At 69.1% G+C, this 17695-nt stretch carries 14 protein-coding genes; 10 read left to right on the plus strand and 4 right to left on the minus strand.

Annotation, left to right across the window (positions count from 1 at the left end; all coding sequences use genetic code 11):
- Positions 1–156: 156 nt before the first annotated feature.
- Positions 157–2082, plus strand: a complete 1926-nt coding sequence (locus tag J2W49_RS18835; RefSeq protein WP_310319934.1) for a LamG-like jellyroll fold domain-containing protein — start codon at positions 157–159, stop codon at positions 2080–2082.
- A 133-nt stretch (positions 2083–2215) separates the two neighbouring features.
- Here the strand turns inward: J2W49_RS18835 and J2W49_RS18840 are convergent, their stop codons facing one another.
- The 3 genes from J2W49_RS18840 to J2W49_RS18850 are packed head-to-tail and all read right to left on the minus strand — an operon-like array spanning position 2216 to position 7034.
- Entirely contained in the window at positions 2216–5317 is a 3102-nt protein-coding gene (locus J2W49_RS18840; protein ID WP_310319938.1) for an efflux RND transporter permease subunit, read from the minus strand.
- Complete coding sequence (locus J2W49_RS18845) at positions 5314–6435, minus strand: efflux RND transporter periplasmic adaptor subunit (protein ID WP_310319942.1); 1122 nt, start codon at positions 6433–6435, stop codon at positions 5314–5316. The genes J2W49_RS18840 and J2W49_RS18845 overlap by 4 nt, the downstream gene beginning before the upstream one ends.
- A 44-nt stretch (positions 6436–6479) precedes the next feature.
- Positions 6480–7034, minus strand: a complete 555-nt coding sequence (locus tag J2W49_RS18850; RefSeq protein WP_310319944.1) for a TetR/AcrR family transcriptional regulator — start codon at positions 7032–7034, stop codon at positions 6480–6482.
- Positions 7035–7122: 88 nt separating this feature from the next.
- On the opposite strand from J2W49_RS18850, the gene J2W49_RS18855 reads away from it, so the two are divergent.
- A complete protein-coding gene (locus J2W49_RS18855; protein WP_310319947.1) occupies positions 7123–8514 on the plus strand; it encodes an efflux transporter outer membrane subunit in 1392 nt (463 codons plus the stop codon).
- Between the two features lie 23 nt (positions 8515–8537).
- On the opposite strand, the gene J2W49_RS18860 is transcribed toward J2W49_RS18855, so the two are convergent.
- The gene (locus J2W49_RS18860; RefSeq protein ID WP_310319950.1) at positions 8538–9266 is read right to left on the minus strand and encodes a TetR/AcrR family transcriptional regulator; all 729 of its coding nucleotides are present in this window, start codon (positions 9264–9266) and stop codon (positions 8538–8540) included.
- A gap of 105 nt (positions 9267–9371) precedes the next feature.
- Here J2W49_RS18860 and J2W49_RS18865 point away from each other — a divergent pair, with 105 nt between their 5' ends.
- From J2W49_RS18865 to J2W49_RS18900, 8 genes are all read left to right on the plus strand, one after another.
- Positions 9372–9794, plus strand: a complete 423-nt coding sequence (locus J2W49_RS18865; protein WP_310319953.1) for a DUF2147 domain-containing protein — start codon at positions 9372–9374, stop codon at positions 9792–9794.
- A gap of 65 nt (positions 9795–9859) precedes the next feature.
- Positions 9860–10738, plus strand: coding sequence for a TorF family putative porin (locus J2W49_RS18870; protein ID WP_310319956.1), 879 nt, complete (start codon positions 9860–9862; stop codon positions 10736–10738).
- 233 nt (positions 10739–10971) lie between these two features.
- Positions 10972–12591: a xylulokinase gene (locus tag J2W49_RS18875; protein ID WP_310319959.1), complete on the plus strand. Its 1620-nt coding sequence runs from the start codon at positions 10972–10974 to the stop codon at positions 12589–12591.
- Positions 12588–13289 (plus strand): class II aldolase/adducin family protein, encoded by a 702-nt coding sequence (locus tag J2W49_RS18880; protein WP_310319965.1) that lies wholly within the window; start codon positions 12588–12590, stop codon positions 13287–13289. The genes J2W49_RS18875 and J2W49_RS18880 overlap by 4 nt, the downstream gene beginning before the upstream one ends.
- Positions 13290–13320: 31 nt before the next feature.
- Complete coding sequence (locus J2W49_RS18885) at positions 13321–14811, plus strand: aspartate aminotransferase family protein (RefSeq protein WP_310319968.1); 1491 nt, start codon at positions 13321–13323, stop codon at positions 14809–14811.
- A 4-nt stretch (positions 14812–14815) separates the two neighbouring features.
- Positions 14816–15448 carry a hypothetical protein gene (locus tag J2W49_RS18890; RefSeq protein WP_310319972.1) on the plus strand — a complete coding sequence of 211 codons (633 nt, stop codon included), beginning with the start codon at positions 14816–14818 and terminating at the stop codon, positions 15446–15448.
- Between the two features lie 21 nt (positions 15449–15469).
- The gene (locus J2W49_RS18895; protein WP_310319975.1) at positions 15470–16639 is read left to right on the plus strand and encodes an MFS transporter; all 1170 of its coding nucleotides are present in this window, start codon (positions 15470–15472) and stop codon (positions 16637–16639) included.
- Positions 16636–17691 carry an NAD-dependent epimerase/dehydratase family protein gene (locus J2W49_RS18900; RefSeq protein WP_310319978.1) on the plus strand — a complete coding sequence of 352 codons (1056 nt, stop codon included), beginning with the start codon at positions 16636–16638 and terminating at the stop codon, positions 17689–17691. Before J2W49_RS18895 ends, J2W49_RS18900 begins: the two co-directional genes overlap by 4 nt.
- Positions 17692–17695 lie beyond the last annotated feature (4 nt).

A 17695-nucleotide genomic window follows, 5' to 3' on the forward strand; every position in this document is an offset into this window, starting at 1 on the left:
CCACCACCACCACCACCACCACCACCACCACCACCACCACCACCACCACCACCACCACCACCACCACCACCACCACCACCACCACCACCACCACCCGCGCCGCCACCGGCTCCTGGTCATCCCGGCCTCCTGCACACTCAGGTTGACCTCAAACGCATGTCGGAAATGGTGGCCATCAGCCAGGAGCCGTGGTTGGGGGGATGGAACGTGCTGCTCAACGGCCGCCGCGCCAACCTGGGCGCAACGCCTTTCCCGCTGGAGGTCGTCCACCGCGGTGTCGCCGGCCACGAGAACTACGGCGTGATGATCGTGGACATGATGCGCACCTACCATCTGGCGCTGCGCTGGCACATCTCGGGCGATGAAGCCTATGCCCGGGATGCGGTGATGTTCCTCAACGCCTGGTCGTCCACGCTGAAAGAACTGGGTGGCAATTCCAACCTTTTCCTCTCCTCGGGTCTGTATGGCACCCAATGGGCCAATGCCGCAGAGCTGATGCGCAACTATCCCGGCTGGGCCAAGGACGACATCAAGCGCTTCCAGGACATGTTGCTCAAGGTGTTTTATTCGAGGGCCCACGACTTCCTGACCACCCACAACGGCTCCGAGGTCAGAAAGGTCACCCACTACTGGGCCAACTGGGACCTGGCCAACCTCTGTGCGGCCTACGCCATCGGCGTGTTCTGCGACCGGCCCGACATCACCGCCTTCGCGGTGAATTACTACAAGACCGGCCGCGGCACGGGCGCTTCCGCCCACCATGTCTTCTATCTGCACCCAGGGCACCTGGGCCAATGGCAGGAGACGCACCGCGACCAGGGCCACTCCACGCTGGGCATCGCGCTGGCGGGCTGTTTGTGCGAAATGGCCTGGAATCAAGGCGAGGACCTCTATGGCCACTGGAACAACCGGCTGCTGGCCGGCGCGGAATACGTGGCCCGCAACAACCTGACCGACCCGGCCACGATGCCCTTCGCACCGTACACCGGCGTCCATGGCAAAGGCACGGCAGCGGCCGGCACGGGCTCACGCCGCCCTTGCTTTGAGCGCATCTACCACCACTATGTGAGCCGCAAAGGCCTGTCGGCCCCGTGGACGAAAGCGATACTCGGCGAGATGCGGCCAGAGCGCATCGACGGCGGGGACGACCCCGGCATGGGCACGCTGCTGTACACGCGCAGTGCCGCCCCACCCGCGCCTCCCAGCGGCCTCACTGCTTTCCTCAGCGAGGGCAAGGTGCTGTTGTCATGGTGGGGCAGTGCCGATGCCACCCACTACCTTGTCCAGCGGGCGAGCTCACCCGGTGGCTCCTTCACGACGTTGGGCCAAGTCACCGAGCCCCGCACCTACACCGATGCAGCGGCCCAAGGCACTTGGTACTACCGGATCGTGGCGGCCACACCCACTGGCGAACGGATCGGTAAGCAGACTGTCCGCGTGGCTGTGCCCGGCGAACTCTGGCTGCACTTACCGCTGGATGGCACTGCCAATGACGTCAGCGGCAACGCCCGGCACGGCAAACTGGCTGGGGGTGCGACCTGGGGCGAGGGCCGACTGGGCGGAAGCGCTCTGAACCTGGACGGCAACGACGGGCACATGGCCTTGCCCGATGGCGTTGTATCGGCCCTGGGCGACTTTACCGTCGCGGTGTGGGTCTATTCGGAAACCACGGCTTTCAACACACGCATCTTTGATTTCGGGTCGACTGACGTGGCCTATATCGCGCTGACGCCCCTCGGGGTCGGCCCCGCCCCAGAAAGCGCAAGACGGACCTACTTCATGGCGTCTCGCGATCAGTTCTGGCCCGAGCAGCCTCTGTTCGCGGACGCGCTGCCCACCGGTCGCTGGGTGCATGTGGCCCTCACGCAGTCTGGCAAGGTCGCATCGCTGTACGTGGCCGGTCGGCTCGCTGCAAGGCACGACGGCATCTGGATCACGCCCTATCAGCTCGGCCACACCACGCAGAACTGGATCGGGCGTTCGCAGTACGGGGGTGATCGGTACTTCAAGGGCCGCTTGCAGGATTTCCGTATCTACAGCGGTGCGCTGACGGCAGCGCAGGTAGCGACACTCGCACAGTAGTGCGAGGGAATGGGTGTTGATTTCCACGCAATTCTGATCCCTCGCAGGCTGCCCAGGCCCGCCGGTGAAGACCGGCGAAGCGAGGAATGCCATCAGCCCCATCGTGTTTGAGATGGGCATTTGGATCACCGGGTTACTGTGGGGCGTTCGGGATGGGCTGGTCGGGATGGCCGAGCCAGCGCGGCCTGCGAAGGCCGAACAGCAGTTCGTACATCACCGGCACCAGCCCCAGGGTCACCAACGTGCCCAGCAGCAGGCCGCCCATGATGGTGATGGCCATGCCGGACCACAGCGGGCCACCGAACAGCAGCAGCGGCACCAGGCCGGCCACGCAGGTGAGCTTGGTCATCACGATGGGGCGCAGGCGCTGCACGGCGGCACCGATCACCGCTTCCCGGCGTGAATTGCCCGCCGCGAGTTCGGCCTCAATGCGTTCGAGCAGCAGCACCGCGTTGTTGACGATGATGCCGGCCAGCGACAGCAGGCCGAAGTTGGCCATGAAGCCCAGTGGCTCGCCCGCGATTTTCAGCGCGGGCGCCACGCCGATCAGGGCGAACGGGATGATGCTGAGGATCAGCGCCAGCTTGCGGAACGAACCGAACTGCCAGACGAAGAGGATCAGCATTGCCACCGCCGCGTGCGGCAGGTACTCGCTGAGCGCTGCGTTGGCTTCGGCAGCTTCTTCGATCTCGGCCCCGAGTTCGATCCGGTAGCCCGAGGGCAGCACCAGCGCGGCCACGGTGGGCGCGAGCTGGTCCACCACCTGCTGTGCAGTCTGGGTTTCGCTGCGGCCCTGCACGGTGAGCGTGCGCGACAGGTTGCGGCGGCGGATGACCGAGGGCTCCGAGCCCACCGACACCGTGGCGATGGCCGACAGCGGCACCGGCGCTGCGCCGGTGACCGGGTAGATCAGGCTGTTGGCCAGGTCCTCGGGCCGCTGGCGCTCGGCGGCGGTGCCGCGCACCACCAGCGGCACCAGGGTGTCGCCGTCGCGCAGGGCCGACACCGCCAGGCCGCTGAAGCGCGCACCGAGCGAAGTGGCCACGTCTTCGCTGGTGATGCCCAGCCGGCGCGCCTTGGGCTGGTCGATTTGCACGTCCAGCCGGGGCACGCGCTGGTCCCAGTCGTCGCGCACGCCGACCACGCCGGGCATGCCCCGCAGGGCGGTCTGCAACTGACCGCCCAGGCGGCGCAGCTCGTCTTCGTCGGGGCCGGAGATGCGATAGGCCACGGCGCCCGAGTCGTTGGAACCGAGCGAGAAACGCTTGACGTCCGCACGCAGCTCTGGGTGGCTCTTGGCCAGCCAGTCGCGGGTGCGCTCGATCATGGGGTCGAGCGCGTCCTTGTCCTTCACGCCCACGGTGAAGTAGCCGATGTGCGAGGCCGGCAGGGGCGGGTTGAGTCCGAGGATGATGCGCGGCCCGCCGTCGGCCACGTAGCCGATGCTGGTCGTCACCTCGGGGTTGGCCTGCTTGTCGCTCAGCCAGCGACTGACCGCCTGCACGGTGGCGAGCGTGGCGCGCGAGTCGCTGCCGGGCTGCAGTTCGAGGGTCATCTGGTACTGCGGCCGGTCCGACGGTGGCAGGAAGCCTGCGGGCACGCTCGCCAGCATCGCCATCGCGCCCGTGAGCAGCAGCGCCATGGCGCCCAGGAAGACCGCCTTGTGGTTGAGCACCGAGGCGATGATCCGGCGGTAGGTCCGGTAGAACCTGGATTCGGGGGGGGCGTCGGCCTGCGCGGCGTGGTGCGAGGGCTTGAGGAAGTGGTAGCACAGCAGCGGCGTCACCGTCAGGCAGAACAGCCAGGAGCCCAGCAGCGACAGCGCCAGCACGATCACCAGCGGGCGCAGGTACTCGTTGATGGAGGTGTTGCCGAAGAAGAAGGGCGAGAAGGCGAAGATGATCACCAGCGACGACGTGAGCAGTGGGATGGCCAGCGTCTGGCCGGCGCGGATGCAGGCCTCGCGCCGGTCCTCGCCCTCCGCCAGCCGGCGCTCGATGTCTTCGGCGATCACGATGCCGTTGTCCACCAGCAGGCCCAGGGCGATGATGATGGCGGCCATCGAGACGTTGTGCAGCTCGATAGAGAGCAGTTGCATGGCGATCAGCGTGCCCAGGATGGTCAGCGGCACGATGCTGCCCACCACCAGGCCGGCGCGCCAGCCCAGGAACAGCACGACGACCGCCATCACGATGACGATGGTCTCGCCCATCACGCGGTTCATCTTGCCCATCTCGTGGTCCACCACGTCGGCCTGGAAGGTGACGTAGTCGAGTGCGAAGCCGGCCGGCAACTGCTGCTGCAGTTCGGACACGCGCGCCTTCAGGGATTCGCCAAAGGCCTGGATGTTCTGCCCCGCGCGCATGGACACGCCCAGCACCACGGCGGGTTCGCCCTGGTAGACGGCGGCCGAATCCGGCGGGTCGGCGGGCAGCACCTGGATGCGCGCGATGTCGCCCAGGCGCACGGTGGCGTCGGCGCTGCCGCTTCGCTGTGGCACGCTGATCACGAACTGGCGCAGCGCCTCCAGCGAGACGATTTCACCCGAGGCAACCAGGGCGCTGTTGAGCCCGCTCAGCACCACCTGGCCGCCCGAGAGCACCACGTTCTGCTGTTGCAGCTGCTGCAGCACGGCGGGGGCGCCCAGGCCCAGCCCTGCCAGGCGCACGCGGTCAAACTCGATGTAGACGCGTTCGTCCTGCAGGCCGTGGAAGCTCACGCTCTGCACGCCCGGCAGCGTGTAGAGCTGGTCGCGCAGACGCTTGAGCGGCTCGCGCATCTCGCTCATGGCAAAGCCCGGTGCGGTGACGGCGATGGAGGCCACCGCGACGCGCCCGAAGTCGTCGTTCACCTGCGCCGGCAGCGTGCCGTCGGGGAACTGGGGCGACACCTCGGCCAGCTTGGCGCGCACCTTCTGCCAGATCGGCTGCAGATCGGTGTGGCTTTCGTGCACCGTGACCTGCGTGATGGCCAGACCGGTGCGCACCGTGCTGACCACGTGCTTGATCTCGGGCAGCTCGCGCAGCCGTTCCTCCAGCGGGCGCGCGATCAGCTGTTCCATGCGCTCCACCGGCAGGCCGGGGTTGGCGACGAAGATCATGGCGTCGCGGATGGTGGTGGAGGGCTCTTCCTGCGACGGGAACTTCAGGAACGCGAACACGCCGGCCAGCAGCACCAGGGTGGCCACGAAGAAGGTCAGTCGGCTGGCGCCGAGTGCGGACTGGGTGAGTTTCATGGCTGGCCTCCGTGCAGCAGGGTGGTCGGCGCGTGGGCCACGGCGACCTGGCCTTCGGTGAGGAAGGCGGCGCCCGCCACCACCACCTGATCACCCATCTGCAGCCCGGAGGTGACGGGAATGCGGCCGCCGGGCAGGACTTCGCTGCCGATCTGCACCGCGCGGCGCACCAGCGTGCCTTGCGCCGCGTCGAACACGAAGACGCTGGCCGCGCCGGGCGCGGTGGCCGGCAGCAGCGCGGAGGCGGGCACGGTCACACCGGCGGTCTGGGGCTGCGGCAGTTCCACCGACACCACCGAGCCGCTGCGCAGCTCAGGCGCGGCACCTTCCAGGCGGAACACCGCCTGCACCAGGGAGCCGTTGTCGCTGTGCGTGGACAAGCGCTCCAGCTTCAGCGGCCGGGTGCCACCCCCTGGTGCGGTGCTGCCCAGCCGGGCGGTCGCGGTCTGCCCGGACCGCAGGCGCGCGGCGGTCGCCTCGGGCAGCATGCTCACCACCTCCAGCGCCTGTCCGGCCTCGATCTGCAGCACCGTCTGGCCGGCGCCCACGTCGCTGTGGGGTTGGGCGGCGCGGGCAACGATTTCGCCGTCGAAGGGTGCCTTGATGTCCGCCAGTGCCAGGTCGCGGCGCGCCATGCCCAGCGCGGCGTCGGCGGCCTGCAACTGGCTGAGCGCCACGCGGTGCTGCGTTTGCACCACTTCCAGCGCGGTGGCCGAGATGATCTGGTCCCTGGCCAGGGACTCGTGCTGATGCAGCTGCGTCGTCCGTTCGGCGAGCGCGGCGGCTGCGGCGGTGCGGTCGGCCTGTGCCTTGTCCAGCCGCCACTGCGCGGGTGCCGCGTCCAGCCGCGCCAGCACTTGGCCGGCGCGCACGGGGTCGCCCACGTCCACCAGGATGGTGGCGATGCGCCCCGGCTGTTCGAAGCCCAGGTCCGCGCGCTGGCGGGCGCGCAGGGTGCCGACGAAGGTTTGTGTGGTGTCGACCGCAGCGGCGGTCAAGCGCTCCAGCTTGACGGGGCGGGGCGCGGTGGCAGTGGGCGGGGGCGCTTCGGTGCAGCCGGCGAGCAGCGCGGCCAGCAGGGCGGCGGTGGCGAGGGTCTTGCGATAGGGCGAGGGCATGGGAAGGGTATCCGGTTCAGAGGGGAATGGGAAAGTGGCGCGTGTCAGTCAAAGCGCTGGGTGAGCTGTTGCAGGGCCTGGCGCATGGCGGCGTGTTGTTGTGGGCTGAACTGGTGCAGGTTCAGCAGCTCCAGCAGCGACAGACCGTCGAGGGCGGCGGCCACCACCAGCGCCAGGCCCGCCTCGGGTCCGGCACCGGCCAGCTCGCCGTAGGTGCGGTCGAAGAGCTGCTGCACCGGACCCAGCAGGTGCGGGTAGCTGGTGGCTGCGGCAAGCAGGTTGGCCTGCAGGCGCTTTTCGCCGGGCGGCATGTCGAAGGTGTCGTCCACCAGGGCCATCAGACGGGCGCTGGTGGTGGCGCCGCGCTGCGCGGCCTTGGCGCGGCTGCGCTGGTCGAGTTCGAGGCTCATGCGCTCGACCAGGGCGCCGAGCAGATCGTCCTTGGTCTTGAAGTGGTAGATCAGGCCGGCCTTGGTGACGCCGGCGGCGGCGGCCACGCCTTCGAGCGTCAGCTCCTGAACACTGTGGGTGGCGATCAGTTCGGCGGCGGCGTCCAGCAGCTTTTCGCGTGAGCTGCTGCGTCCGGGTGGCTTGGGCATGGGTGACTCCTGAAGTGCTGATGTAGTTGAAACTATACTGCACGTATAGTACAGTTATGAACATTGTCTGTCAACAAGGAGATCGTTCATGACCTGTTTTTCCATGGCCCGTCGGGCCTTGACCGCCGCCGCGCTGGTGGCACTGGCGGGCTGCGCCGCACCGGTGGTCGCACCCACCGCTTCCTGGAAGGCTCCCGCTGGCTGGAGCGCGGATGTGCCGCTGGCGGCGCCCACCGCCCACGCGGCTGCACCGGTGTCCGAGGCCTGGTGGGCGTCGGCCGGCAGCGCCGAACTCAACGCGTTGGTGGAGGTGGCGCTGCGATCCAACCGCGACCTGCACATCGCTGCGGCCCGTGTGCTGCAGGCGCGCGCCGGTGTCGAGGCGGCCGATGCACAACAGCTGCCGCAGCTGGGCCTGGCGGCCGGCGCGCAGCGGGGGCGTGATTCCAGCGCCAACCCCAGGGCCAGTGTGGTGTCGGTGGGCCTGCGCGCGGGCTGGGAGCCCGATCTGTTCGGCGCGCAGGGGCTGGCCAGCCAGGCTGCGACGCTCGACGCGCAGGGCGCCGAGCTGGCGCAACAGGCGATGCGGGTGGCCATCGCGGCCGACGTGAGCACGGCCTGGTTCGAGATCCGGACGCTGCGGCGCCGCGAGGCCGTGGCGCGCGACGCATTGGCCACGCTGGAGCGCCAGATCGAGGTGGCCCGGCGGCGCTTCGATGCGGGCCAGTCGAGCGCGCTGGACGTGGACCGCCAGCTCGCCGAGCAGGGGCAGGAGCGGGCCGCACTCGCACAGTTGCAGGGCGCGCAGCGCGCGCGCCTGCGCCAACTGGCGGTGCTCACCGGCGCCGCGCAGCCCGACCCCACGCTGGCCTTTGCGGACGCCGGCGCGACCGGCATCGCCGCACCGGCCGGGCTGCTGCCGGCTGAGCTGCTGGAGCGCCGGCCCGACGTGCGGCTGCAGGCACGCGCGCTGGAGGCCGCCGCCGCGCGGCTGGGTGTGGCCCGGCGCGACCTCTACCCGCGCATCCAGCTCGACTGGGCGGGCCACAAGGAGCGCCTGAGCGTGGGTGGAAGCAGCGCATCGCCCACGCTCGTGGTCGGCTACGGTGTGTCGCTGGCGTTGCCGATCTTCGACGGCGGCCGCATCCGCGCCAACATCGCCGTCCATGAGGCTCGCACCCAGGAGGCCATGGCCGGGTACGAAAAGGCCATGCTCGTTGCGCTGGCCGATGCCGAGACCGCGCTGGTGCAGCTCGCCGCTGCCGAGACCACCGTGGCCGAGCTGGAGCAGGCCTTGCGTGCGGGTGCCGATGCGGCCAGCCGCAGCCAGCGCATGTTCGAGGCCGGCCTGGTTGACCTGAACACCGTGCTCGATGTGCGGCGTAGCCACCTGCGCGCGCAGGACGCCCTGCTGCAGGCGCGCGGCGCCCAGTGGGTGGCGGGCGTGTCGGTGCGCCGCGCGTTCGCTGGTGGAGTCTGAAGGTCCCCCCGCAGCGCTACGCGCTACCCCGGGCCACGGGCTTTGCGGGCTGCGGGCTTTGGTGTCTTGACAGTGTCGGTTTTTTCGCCCACCGGCCGCACGCGGGTCAGGTGGCTGGCGATCATGCCGGCCACGGTGCGGGCCACGGCCTTCACGTCCAGCGGCTCGTCAAAAATCATCTCGACGGTGGCGTAGATCAGTTCCACCACGATGCGGCTGACGAGCTGCAGCTCGGCCGCGTCGGCTTCGGGCAGGGCCATCGCGAGCAGCCGGGTCTGCTCGTGCGTGACGGCGGCGTGGGATGCCAGCCGCACCTGTTGCAGGGCGGGCACGGCGCGCAGGGCCCGCATGATCCAGACCCCGCCCACGGTCTGCACCGTGGCTTCATAGGTGTCGACGATCAGCCCTTCGATCGCGCGTTCAAGGCTGTCGACACCGCCGTTGAACACCTCCAGCGTGATCCAGCGGTCAACGCGCTCGTTCTGGGCCTGCATCAGGCGCTGCCCCAGTTCGGACAACAGCGCGTACTTGTTGGGGAAGTAGCGGTAAAGCGCCGGTGGCGTGAGCCCGGCGCGCTCGCACACCAGGTTGGTCGACAGCCGCTCGATGCCCACGTCGGCCAGGGTCTGCGCGGTCACTTCCAGGATGCGTTCGAAGGTCTCGGTGGCGCGCTGCTGCGCGGGCTGCTTCTTGGTGACCAGGGAAGGCTGGGGCTTGCGGATCGAGGGCATGGAACGGAGGGTCTGTGGCATTAGGGATTCTCCCAGTAAATTTTTTCCCCAAAACAGTAGTCATCACTATAAACTAGCTATCACTATCTAAATGTGCCTTGTCTTCACGCAAGAAAGGTGTCCGCCATGAAGACCCTGATCCGCCTGATCACTGTTGCCTGCTGGTCGCTGGCCATGTCGGCGCAAGCCGTTGGACCCGATGACGCCAACGGCTTGTGGATGACCGCGGAGAGCGATGCGGTGATCCGCTTCGCGCCCTGTGCCGATCTGCCCGCCGCATTGTGCGGAACCATCGTCTGGGACAAGGACGCCGGCACCCCGGCCGACACCTGTGGCGTGCGCATTGCACAGCTCGGGCGCTACGACAAGGACGCCTGGCGCGATGGCTGGGTCTACGACCCGCGCGACGGCAAGAAATACAAGGGCGTCGTGCGCGCCCAGGCCGACGAACTGCGCATCCGCGCTTTCGTGGGCGTGGAAATCCTCGGCCAGACCGAACGGCTCAAGCGCGTGGCCAGCTTGCCTGCCGCGCCGGCCTGCAAATCCTGATCCCGTCACCCTGCGTTCCCCTCCCGTCAGTCCACTCCCACCCATCGCCCAAGGAAAGTCCCCACATGAATCCGATCCGCCCCCTGTCGGTTGCCATTGCCACCTTGCTGGTCAGCGCCGCCGTGCCCTCGTTCGCCCAGGAAATGGCCAGCTTCGCCGTGACCACGGAACTCAAGCTCACCACCGACGTGCGCAGCCGCGGTGTCTCCGACTCGTTCAACCGGCCGGGCGCCAAGCTCAGCGTGCAGGCCGCGCACGAAAGCGGCCTGGTCGGCCTGGCGGAGTTCGCCACGGTGAGCAAGCAGCAGTTCCTCGGTGGCAAGGGACTCGGCGCCACGCTGGCTGGTGGCTACCGATTCGGCGACCCCGAGGGGTGGCACTTCGGCGTGGGCCTGGCCGCCGAGTTGTTCCCGGGTGCGAAGTTCGAAGCACCGCACAGCTTTGACATGGCGACCGGCACGCCCACGGACTGGCGCCGCACCCGATACGACAGCGCCTTCGCGCTGGCCGAGATCGGCTACGGCGCGCTGGAGGCGCGCGTCATGAATGTGATCTCCAAGACCTACCGCGGTGCCAACACCGGCAGCGTGTGCGGCACCATGCTTTCGACCATGGCCGATCCGATGCCGGGGCTGGCCTGTTATGCGCGTGGCGACCAGAACTCGCGCGGCAGCTGGCTGCTGGACCTGGGCTACAAGATCGATCTGAACCCGACCACCGCGCTGAACCTGCACGGCGGCTACCAGAAAGTCGCCAACTTCAAAGAGGCGAACTTCACCGACTACGCGGTTGGCATCACGCACAAGCGCTGGGGCTTCAACTGGAGCGCCGAGTGGATGACCACCCGCACCAAGGTGCGTGAGCTCTACATCGCGCTCGACGGCGACAAGGTGCGCGCCACGGACAACGACCGCCTCGTGCTCTCCGTTTCGCGCAGTTTCTGATATGGGCCACCCCCTGCGCCGCTTCGCTCGCCTTGCAGGCCGCGGCATCGCCAGAGCCGATGCCTCTTCGTCCTGTCCAGGCCTGCGCAGGCAGGCTTTGGAGCCGCAGTCCTCAGCCCCCTCTCTCGCCTTCGGCGGGAGGGCGACGGCGCCCGAGGCCCGGCGAAGCCGGTTCGTCGGTGCCTCTGGGTGGTATGGCTTCGTGCGGCACAACGGTGCTGGGGCGCACTGAGATGGGCGCCACACGCAATTCCACACCCGCTCATACCGACGAGCGCCTCGTGCTCGCGGTGGACCTGGGCACCTCGGGCTGCAAGTGCGCCCTGGTGTCGCTCGACGGCGTGGTGCGCGCCTGGGCGTTCCGCGCGGTGCCGCTGCACGTGCAGGGCGCCCTGGCCGAGCAGGAGCCGCAGGACTGGTGGGCGGCGTTGCTCGGCAGCGCGGGCGAGATCCTCGCCGGCGACGCCGGACTGCGACGCCGTGTCGTGGCGGTGTGCTGCTCCGCGCAGACCGAAGGCACGGTGTGCGTGGACCGCAGCGGTCAGGCCATCGGGCGCGCGCTCACTTGGCTCGATGCCCGCGGTGCCGCCGCCATGGCACGCCGGGTGCGCGGCCGCGGCCTGAGCATCGAGGGCTATGGGCCGCTCAAGCTGTGGCGCTGGTTGCGGTTGACCGGTGGCGCGCCGTCGCTCTCAGGGCGCGACTCGGCCGGGCACATGGCCTACCTCCGCGACGAGGAACCCGAGCGCTACCAGCGCACGCACAAGTTCCTCAACGTGCTCGACTACCTGAACCTGCGTCTGACGGGCCGGTTCTGCGCCACGCAGGATTCCACCGTCACCTCCTGGGTCACCAACAACCGCGACCCGTACCGAATCCGCTATGACGCCGGCCTGATTCGCCTGCTGGGTATCGATGCAGAGAAGCTGCCGGAGATCGTGCATTCCACCGAGGTGCTCGGCCCCCTCCTGCCCGATGTGGCGCAGGCACTGGGCCTGAGGCACAACACCGTGGTGGTGGCGGGCGCGGTGGACAACTCGGCGGTGGCCGTGGGCGCGGCCGTGGACGACTTCGACACCCATCTGTACCTGGGCACCTCGTCCTGGCTGGGTGCGCACGTCCCCTTCATGAAGACCGACGTGCGCCACAAGATCGCTGCCATCCCCAGTGCCGTCGATGGGCGCTACCTCGCGATGGCGCTGCAGTCCACCGCCGGGGCCAACCTCTCGTTCCTGCGCGACCGCATCCTCTACCACCCAGACGAACTCGCGAGTGACGAGGAGCACCCTGCGGTCTACGAGGTGCTCAACCGCATTGCCGCCCGCGTGCCGCCGGGCGCGCGAGGCCTGATCTACACACCCTGGCTGCTGGGTGAGCGCACGCCGGTGGACGACCCGCGCCTGCGCGCTGGGCTGCTGAACATGTCGCTGGAGCACACGCGCGAGGACATCTTCCGCGCTTTCCTGGAAGGGGTGGCACTGAACACACGCTGGATGCTCGAACCCTTTGCCCGCTTGCTCGGTCGAAACGCCGGCACCATCACCGCGGTGGGTGGCGGTGCGCAGTCGGACGTGTGGTGCCAGATCATGGCCGACGTGACCGGGCAACCGATCCGGCAGATCGAGAACCCGATCCAGACCAATGCCATCGGCGCCACCTACATCGCCGGCGTCGGCATGGGTGCGCTGTCGTTCGCCGACCTGTCGCACCTGCGGCGCACGCGCGCCGTCTATGAACCCGACCGCGCGCTGCGCCGCCTGCACGACGACCAGTTCGAGACCTTCAAGGAGGTGCGCACGCGGCTGGCACCGCTCTACCACCGACTCAACCAACCTCAGGGAGCTACCGCATGAGCCTGCCCGGCCGCCCGAAAGGCGAATACTGGAGTGCGCAGCACGAAGGTTCACCAGTGAACACGCTGTCCGTTCGCCGCACTGTCGTCGAGATGTGCGTCCAGCTCTCCCACCAGGGACACTTCTCCGGCACGGGCGGCAACATCGCGCTGCGCATCGACGCCGAACACATCGCCGTCACGCCCTCGGCCACCGACTACCTCACCATGAGCGCCGACGACGTGTGCGTGCTGCGCCTGGCCGATCTGCGACAGGTCGGAGGGAGCAAGTCGCCATCGGTCGAGAGCGGCCTGCACGCGCAGGTGCTGCGCGCCCGGCCCGACGTGCAGGCCAGCGTGCACACGCACCAGCCCGTCGCCAGCGCCTGCGCCCTGCTGGGGCGGCCGCTGGAGGTGCCCCCCGGCCCCCTGCGGCGGCTGCTGGGTGAGCGCATTCCCGTGGCGGGCTACGCCCCGTCGGGCAGCGGCTGGTTGTCGTCCAGGCTGGCCCGCCAGCTGCGCCCCGACACCAACGCCTACCTGATGCTCAACCACGGCGCGCTCTGCTGCGGCGCCACGCCCGACGCAGCCCTGCAGGCAGTGGAAGACCTCGAAACCCTGTGCACCTCCCTGCTGCTGCAGCGCATCGCTGCGCGCAGCGAACGGGAGCCTCTCATGCAGGCCGCACTGCGGCGCGTCGCCGACGCGCTGGTGGCCTGATTCCTCCCTGCCATCCATCCGCCCATCCACCATGAGCAATCTGTCCTCCATTCACACCGCCGCATCAGCCGCCACCGCCCCGCGCCCGGCCATCTCCGCCTGGCCCAACGTGGACAACCTCTACCGCCGCTTTGCCGAACTGGTCAAGCAGCCCATGCGGCCCATCCGCGCCGACAAGATGCCGCAGGTGATGCGCTACTTCGACGAGCGCTGCCAGGGCTCGCGGCGGCTGTCCGAACGTGCCAAGGCCGTGATCCCCGGCGGCGTGCAGCACAACCTGGCCTTCAACCACCCGTTCCCGCTGGCCATCACGCAGGCCGAAGGCGCCCACATGACCGACGTGGACGGCAACCGCTACATCGACTTCCTGCAGGCGGGTGGCCCCACGCTGCTGGGCTCCAACCACCCGGCGGTACGCCAGAAGGTCAACGAGGTGCTGGATTCGTGTGGCCCCGTCACCGGCCTGCTGCACGAATACGAAGTCAAGCTGGCCGAACTGGTGTGCCAGAGCATGCCGGGCGTGGACATGGTGCGCCTGCTGGGCTCGGGCACCGAGGCGGTGATGGGTGCGGTGCGCCTGGCGCGCGCCTACACGGGCAAGAAGCGCATCATCAAGGTGGGCGGCGCCTACCACGGCTGGAGCGACCAACTGGTGGTCGGCATGCGCCTGCCCAAGACCGGCCGCATGGAGGCCGTGGGCATCCCGCACGGCGCCACCGGCAACACGCAGGAGTGCAACCCCAACGACCTGGACGCGCTGCGCAGCCAGCTGCGCTGGAACCGCCTGCGCGGCGGCACGGCCGCGGTGCTGCTGGAGCCGCTGGGTCCCGAGAGCGGTACGCGGCCGGTGCACCCCGACTACAACCGCCAGGTGCGCAAGCTGTGCGACGAGTTCGGCGCGCTGATGATTTTTGATGAGGTGGTGACCGGTTTCCGCATCGGCATGGGCGGTGCGCAGGCCTACTTCGGCGTCAAGCCCGACCTTACCGTGCTGGGCAAGTGCCTCACCGGCGGCTACCCCATGGCGGGCGCCATCGGCGGGCGCAAGGACATCATGATGATGCTGGTGGGCGGCATCGGTACCACCGCCAAACGCGCCTTCGTGGGCGGCACGCTGTCGGCCAACCCGCTGTCCTGCGTGGCCGGCTACTACGCGCTGAGGGAGGCGCAGCGCACCGACGCTGCGGGCGTGGCAGGCCGTGCGGGCGACCGCCTGCGCCAGGGGCTCGACGAAATCATCAACCGCCTGGGCTTGCCTTACGTGGCCTACAACATGGGCTCCATCGTGCACCTGCAAACCTCGGGCGTGCTGCTGCTGGACACCAGCAGCCTGTGGAAGCTGTTCAAGGTGAAAGACGAAGCCAAGCGCCGCAAGCACATGATGGAAGAGATGGGCGCGGCTTACACGGCCCATGGCCTCATCACGCTGGCCGGCAGTCGCATCTACACCAGCCTGGCCGACACCAACCAAGTGATCGACGATGCGCTCAACCGCTTCGAAGACGTCTTCAAGCTTGTCTGACGCCATGGGCATCGAACAAGACTTGAGTGCGCAATGGCCCGGGGTGCGCGACCGGCTGCAGGTCAAGGGCCTGCTGGATGGCGAAGGCGCCAGCCTTTCGCTGCGCATTCCCGGCACCGAGGCCATGTGGTTCGGGCTTGCCAGCGACAGCGCGCCACAGCGCTTGGTCTGGCGCGCGGCACCGCGCGAAGCCGAGGCGCATGGCGCCACCTACATCACGCGCAGTGACGTGGGCGCCATCGCCGTGGGCGGTGGGGCGTTCGGCCGCTGCCTGGCAGATTTCGGCGGCGCGATGCCTCAGGTGTTCGACGAGCAGGCGCGCCATCTGGGCCCGATGGGGCCGCCGAGCGCGGGCGTGGGTGATGTGCCGGCGGTGTTGCGGCAGGGCGGCAATGCGCTGCTGCTGCGGGGTCGACCGGTTTGCCTGGGCATGACCGCGCTGCGCCTGGCGCTCAACGCCGAGCTGTTCGAGAAGTGCGCCAAGGCCTATGTGCTGGCCGTGGCCGGCAACGGGCGCGTGCGGCCGCTGCCCTGGATCGTTCGCCTGGTGGCCAACCGCCGCCTGGCGAAGGATCGGCAGCGCGCGGCAGTGCGTTTCGTGCAAGGGCTTCTGCCCGAAGAGAGCAACGGTTACTGACCCACCCTGGAGGGGCATGCCATGTCATCCCGACCCTATCCGAGTGCTTCCCCAGTGCAACTGGCCGGTGCGCTGGCCATCGGCACCATCGCCGTGCTCATGGTGGGCGTGCAGCCCATCCTGCTCGGAGCCCTGGTCGAGGCCGGCCACGTCAGCCTGGAGGGCGTGGGCATCGTGGCGATGGCCGAGATCATCATGCTGGGGCTGGGCGTGGTGCTCGGCGACACCCTGCTGCCCGTCGCGCGGCTGCGGCTGATCACCATCCTCGCCGCGCTGTGCGCCGCGGCGCTGGACCTGCTCACCCTGCAGGCCGTGGGCGACGGCGGCATGGCGGCCGTGCGGGCGGGCGCGGGCCTGGCCGAGGGGGTGCTGATCTGGGGCACCACCGGCGTGATCGTGCGCACGGCCCAGCCGGCGCGCATTGGCGGTGTCTTCTTCGTGCTGCAGACCATTGCCCAGGCCCTGCTGGGGCTGGCGCTGGCCAACGCCATCATTCCGCGCTGGGGCTGGCCGGGCGGCTTCGTGGCGCTGGCCCTGCTGGCGCTGCTGCCCTGCCTGCTGGCGTTCGTGCAGCCGGCGCGCCTCGCGCCCCTGGCCCCGCCCGCGGTCTCGGGCTTCCGATGGTCGGCCGCCACGCTGCAGCCCCTGGCCGTGGTGTTCCTGCAGCTGGCGGCGCTGGGCTCGTTCTGGGCCTACCTGGAGCCGCTGGGCCAGGCCGTGGGGCTGGACGCACGCGCCGCGCAGACCCTGGTTGCCGCGGTGCTGGTGATGCAGGTGGTGGGCGGCAGCGTGGCGGCGCTGGCGGTGCGCCGACTGCCGCTGGTACCCACCCTGGTGTTCTGTTCGATGGCGCTGGCCGCGGTCACCGCCACCGTGCACCAGTTGCCCGCGGGCGGTGTGCGCAGCTTCTCCATCGCCTGTGCGGCGTTCGGTTTTGTGTGGCTGTTCATGCTGCCGTTCCACATCGGCCTGGCGTTCCGCGCCGACCCCAGCGGCCGCCTGGCGGGCCTGGTGCCGGCGGCGCAGCTGCTGGGCAGCGCCTTGGGACCGCTCACCGCTTCGTTCATGGTCGAGGGCAACGACGCCAGCGCCGTTCCCCTGCTCAGCGTGGCGTTTGCCATGACTGCGGCCACACTGGCGCTGCTGACCCGAACGCGCCGTGGCGCGCAACCCATGAGGATCTTGCCTTGAACACCATTCACTTGGTCACGGGTGCCAGCGGTTTTGTCGCCGCGCACCTCACGCGCCTGCTGCTGGAAGCCGGGCACACCGTGCACGCCACGGTGCGCAGCCTGGGCCAGACGGCCAAGCTGCGCCCCCTGCACGCCATGCAGCAGCAGTTCCCGGGGCGCCTGGCGCTGTTCGAGGCGGACCTGCTCAAGCCCGGTTCCTTCAACGAGGCGATGGCGGGCTGCGCCGTGGTGCATCACGTGGCCTCGCCCTTCCTGCTGCCGGAGAAGATCACCGACGGGCGCCGCCAGATGCTGGAGCCGGCGCTGCAGGGCACGCGCAACGTGCTGGGCAGCGTCGAGCGCACCCCCAGTGTGCAGCGCGTGGTGATGACCTCGACGGTGGGCGCGATCTTCGGCGACTACATCGACGTGCGGCAGATGAAGGACGGTGTGCTCGCCGAGGCCTACTTCAACACCAGCAGCACGCTGGCGAACAACCCCTACCACCTGTCCAAGGTCGAGGCCGAGAAGGAGGCCTGGCGCCTGCACGGTCTGCAGCAGCGCTGGAGCCTGGTGACGATCAACCCCGGCCTGATCCTCGGCCCCTCACTCACACCCGAATCGGTGTCCGGTAGCCTGTTCCTGCTCGACGAGATGCTGCGTGGCGTGCTGTTCTACGGCATGCCCGACCTGAGCCTGACCACGGTGGACGTGCGCGAGGTCGCTCTGGCCCATCTGCGCGCGGCCGAGCGGTCGCAAGCGCACGGGCGTTACATCCTGGCCGAGAAGGAGATGATCTCCTTCGTCGAGATCTCGAAGATCCTGCGCAGCGTGCACCCCCGGCCCTGGCTGCTGCCGCGCCACACCATCCCCGACTGGCTGGTCCGGCTGATTGGTCCCGTGTTCGGTCTGACGCCCGAGTACATCCGCAACCATCTGGGCATCCGGTTCCCGGTCGACAACCGGCGCAGCATCGAGGAACTGGGCATCACCTACCGGCCGATCCGGGAGACCCTGACCGAGCATGCGATCGAGTGGCTGCGCCAGCGCCGCAGCGCCTCGGCAACGTGAGGGA

It is taken from the genome of Hydrogenophaga palleronii (genome assembly GCF_031457455.1).
GTDB classification, from domain to species: Bacteria; Pseudomonadota; Gammaproteobacteria; order Burkholderiales; family Burkholderiaceae_C; genus Hydrogenophaga; species Hydrogenophaga palleronii_A.

What these genes read in the sequence shown, in the direction of transcription:
- J2W49_RS18835 (WP_310319934.1), top strand. Translation starts at nt 157, where the DNA reads ATGTCGGAAATGGTGGCCATCAGCCAGGAGCCGTGGTTGGGGGGATGG.
- J2W49_RS18840 (WP_310319938.1), bottom strand. Translation starts at nt 5,317, where the DNA reads ATGAAACTCACCCAGTCCGCACTCGGCGCCAGCCGACTGACCTTCTTC.
- J2W49_RS18845 (WP_310319942.1), bottom strand. Translation starts at nt 6,435, where the DNA reads ATGCCCTCGCCCTATCGCAAGACCCTCGCCACCGCCGCCCTGCTGGCC.
- J2W49_RS18850 (WP_310319944.1), bottom strand. Translation starts at nt 7,034, where the DNA reads ATGCCCAAGCCACCCGGACGCAGCAGCTCACGCGAAAAGCTGCTGGAC.
- J2W49_RS18855 (WP_310319947.1), top strand. Translation starts at nt 7,123, where the DNA reads ATGACCTGTTTTTCCATGGCCCGTCGGGCCTTGACCGCCGCCGCGCTG.
- J2W49_RS18860 (WP_310319950.1), bottom strand. Translation starts at nt 9,266, where the DNA reads ATGCCACAGACCCTCCGTTCCATGCCCTCGATCCGCAAGCCCCAGCCT.
- J2W49_RS18865 (WP_310319953.1), top strand. Translation starts at nt 9,372, where the DNA reads ATGAAGACCCTGATCCGCCTGATCACTGTTGCCTGCTGGTCGCTGGCC.
- J2W49_RS18870 (WP_310319956.1), top strand. Translation starts at nt 9,860, where the DNA reads ATGAATCCGATCCGCCCCCTGTCGGTTGCCATTGCCACCTTGCTGGTC.
- J2W49_RS18875 (WP_310319959.1), top strand. Translation starts at nt 10,972, where the DNA reads ATGGGCGCCACACGCAATTCCACACCCGCTCATACCGACGAGCGCCTC.
- J2W49_RS18880 (WP_310319965.1), top strand. Translation starts at nt 12,588, where the DNA reads ATGAGCCTGCCCGGCCGCCCGAAAGGCGAATACTGGAGTGCGCAGCAC.
- J2W49_RS18885 (WP_310319968.1), top strand. Translation starts at nt 13,321, where the DNA reads ATGAGCAATCTGTCCTCCATTCACACCGCCGCATCAGCCGCCACCGCC.
- J2W49_RS18890 (WP_310319972.1), top strand. Translation starts at nt 14,816, where the DNA reads ATGGGCATCGAACAAGACTTGAGTGCGCAATGGCCCGGGGTGCGCGAC.
- J2W49_RS18895 (WP_310319975.1), top strand. Translation starts at nt 15,470, where the DNA reads ATGTCATCCCGACCCTATCCGAGTGCTTCCCCAGTGCAACTGGCCGGT.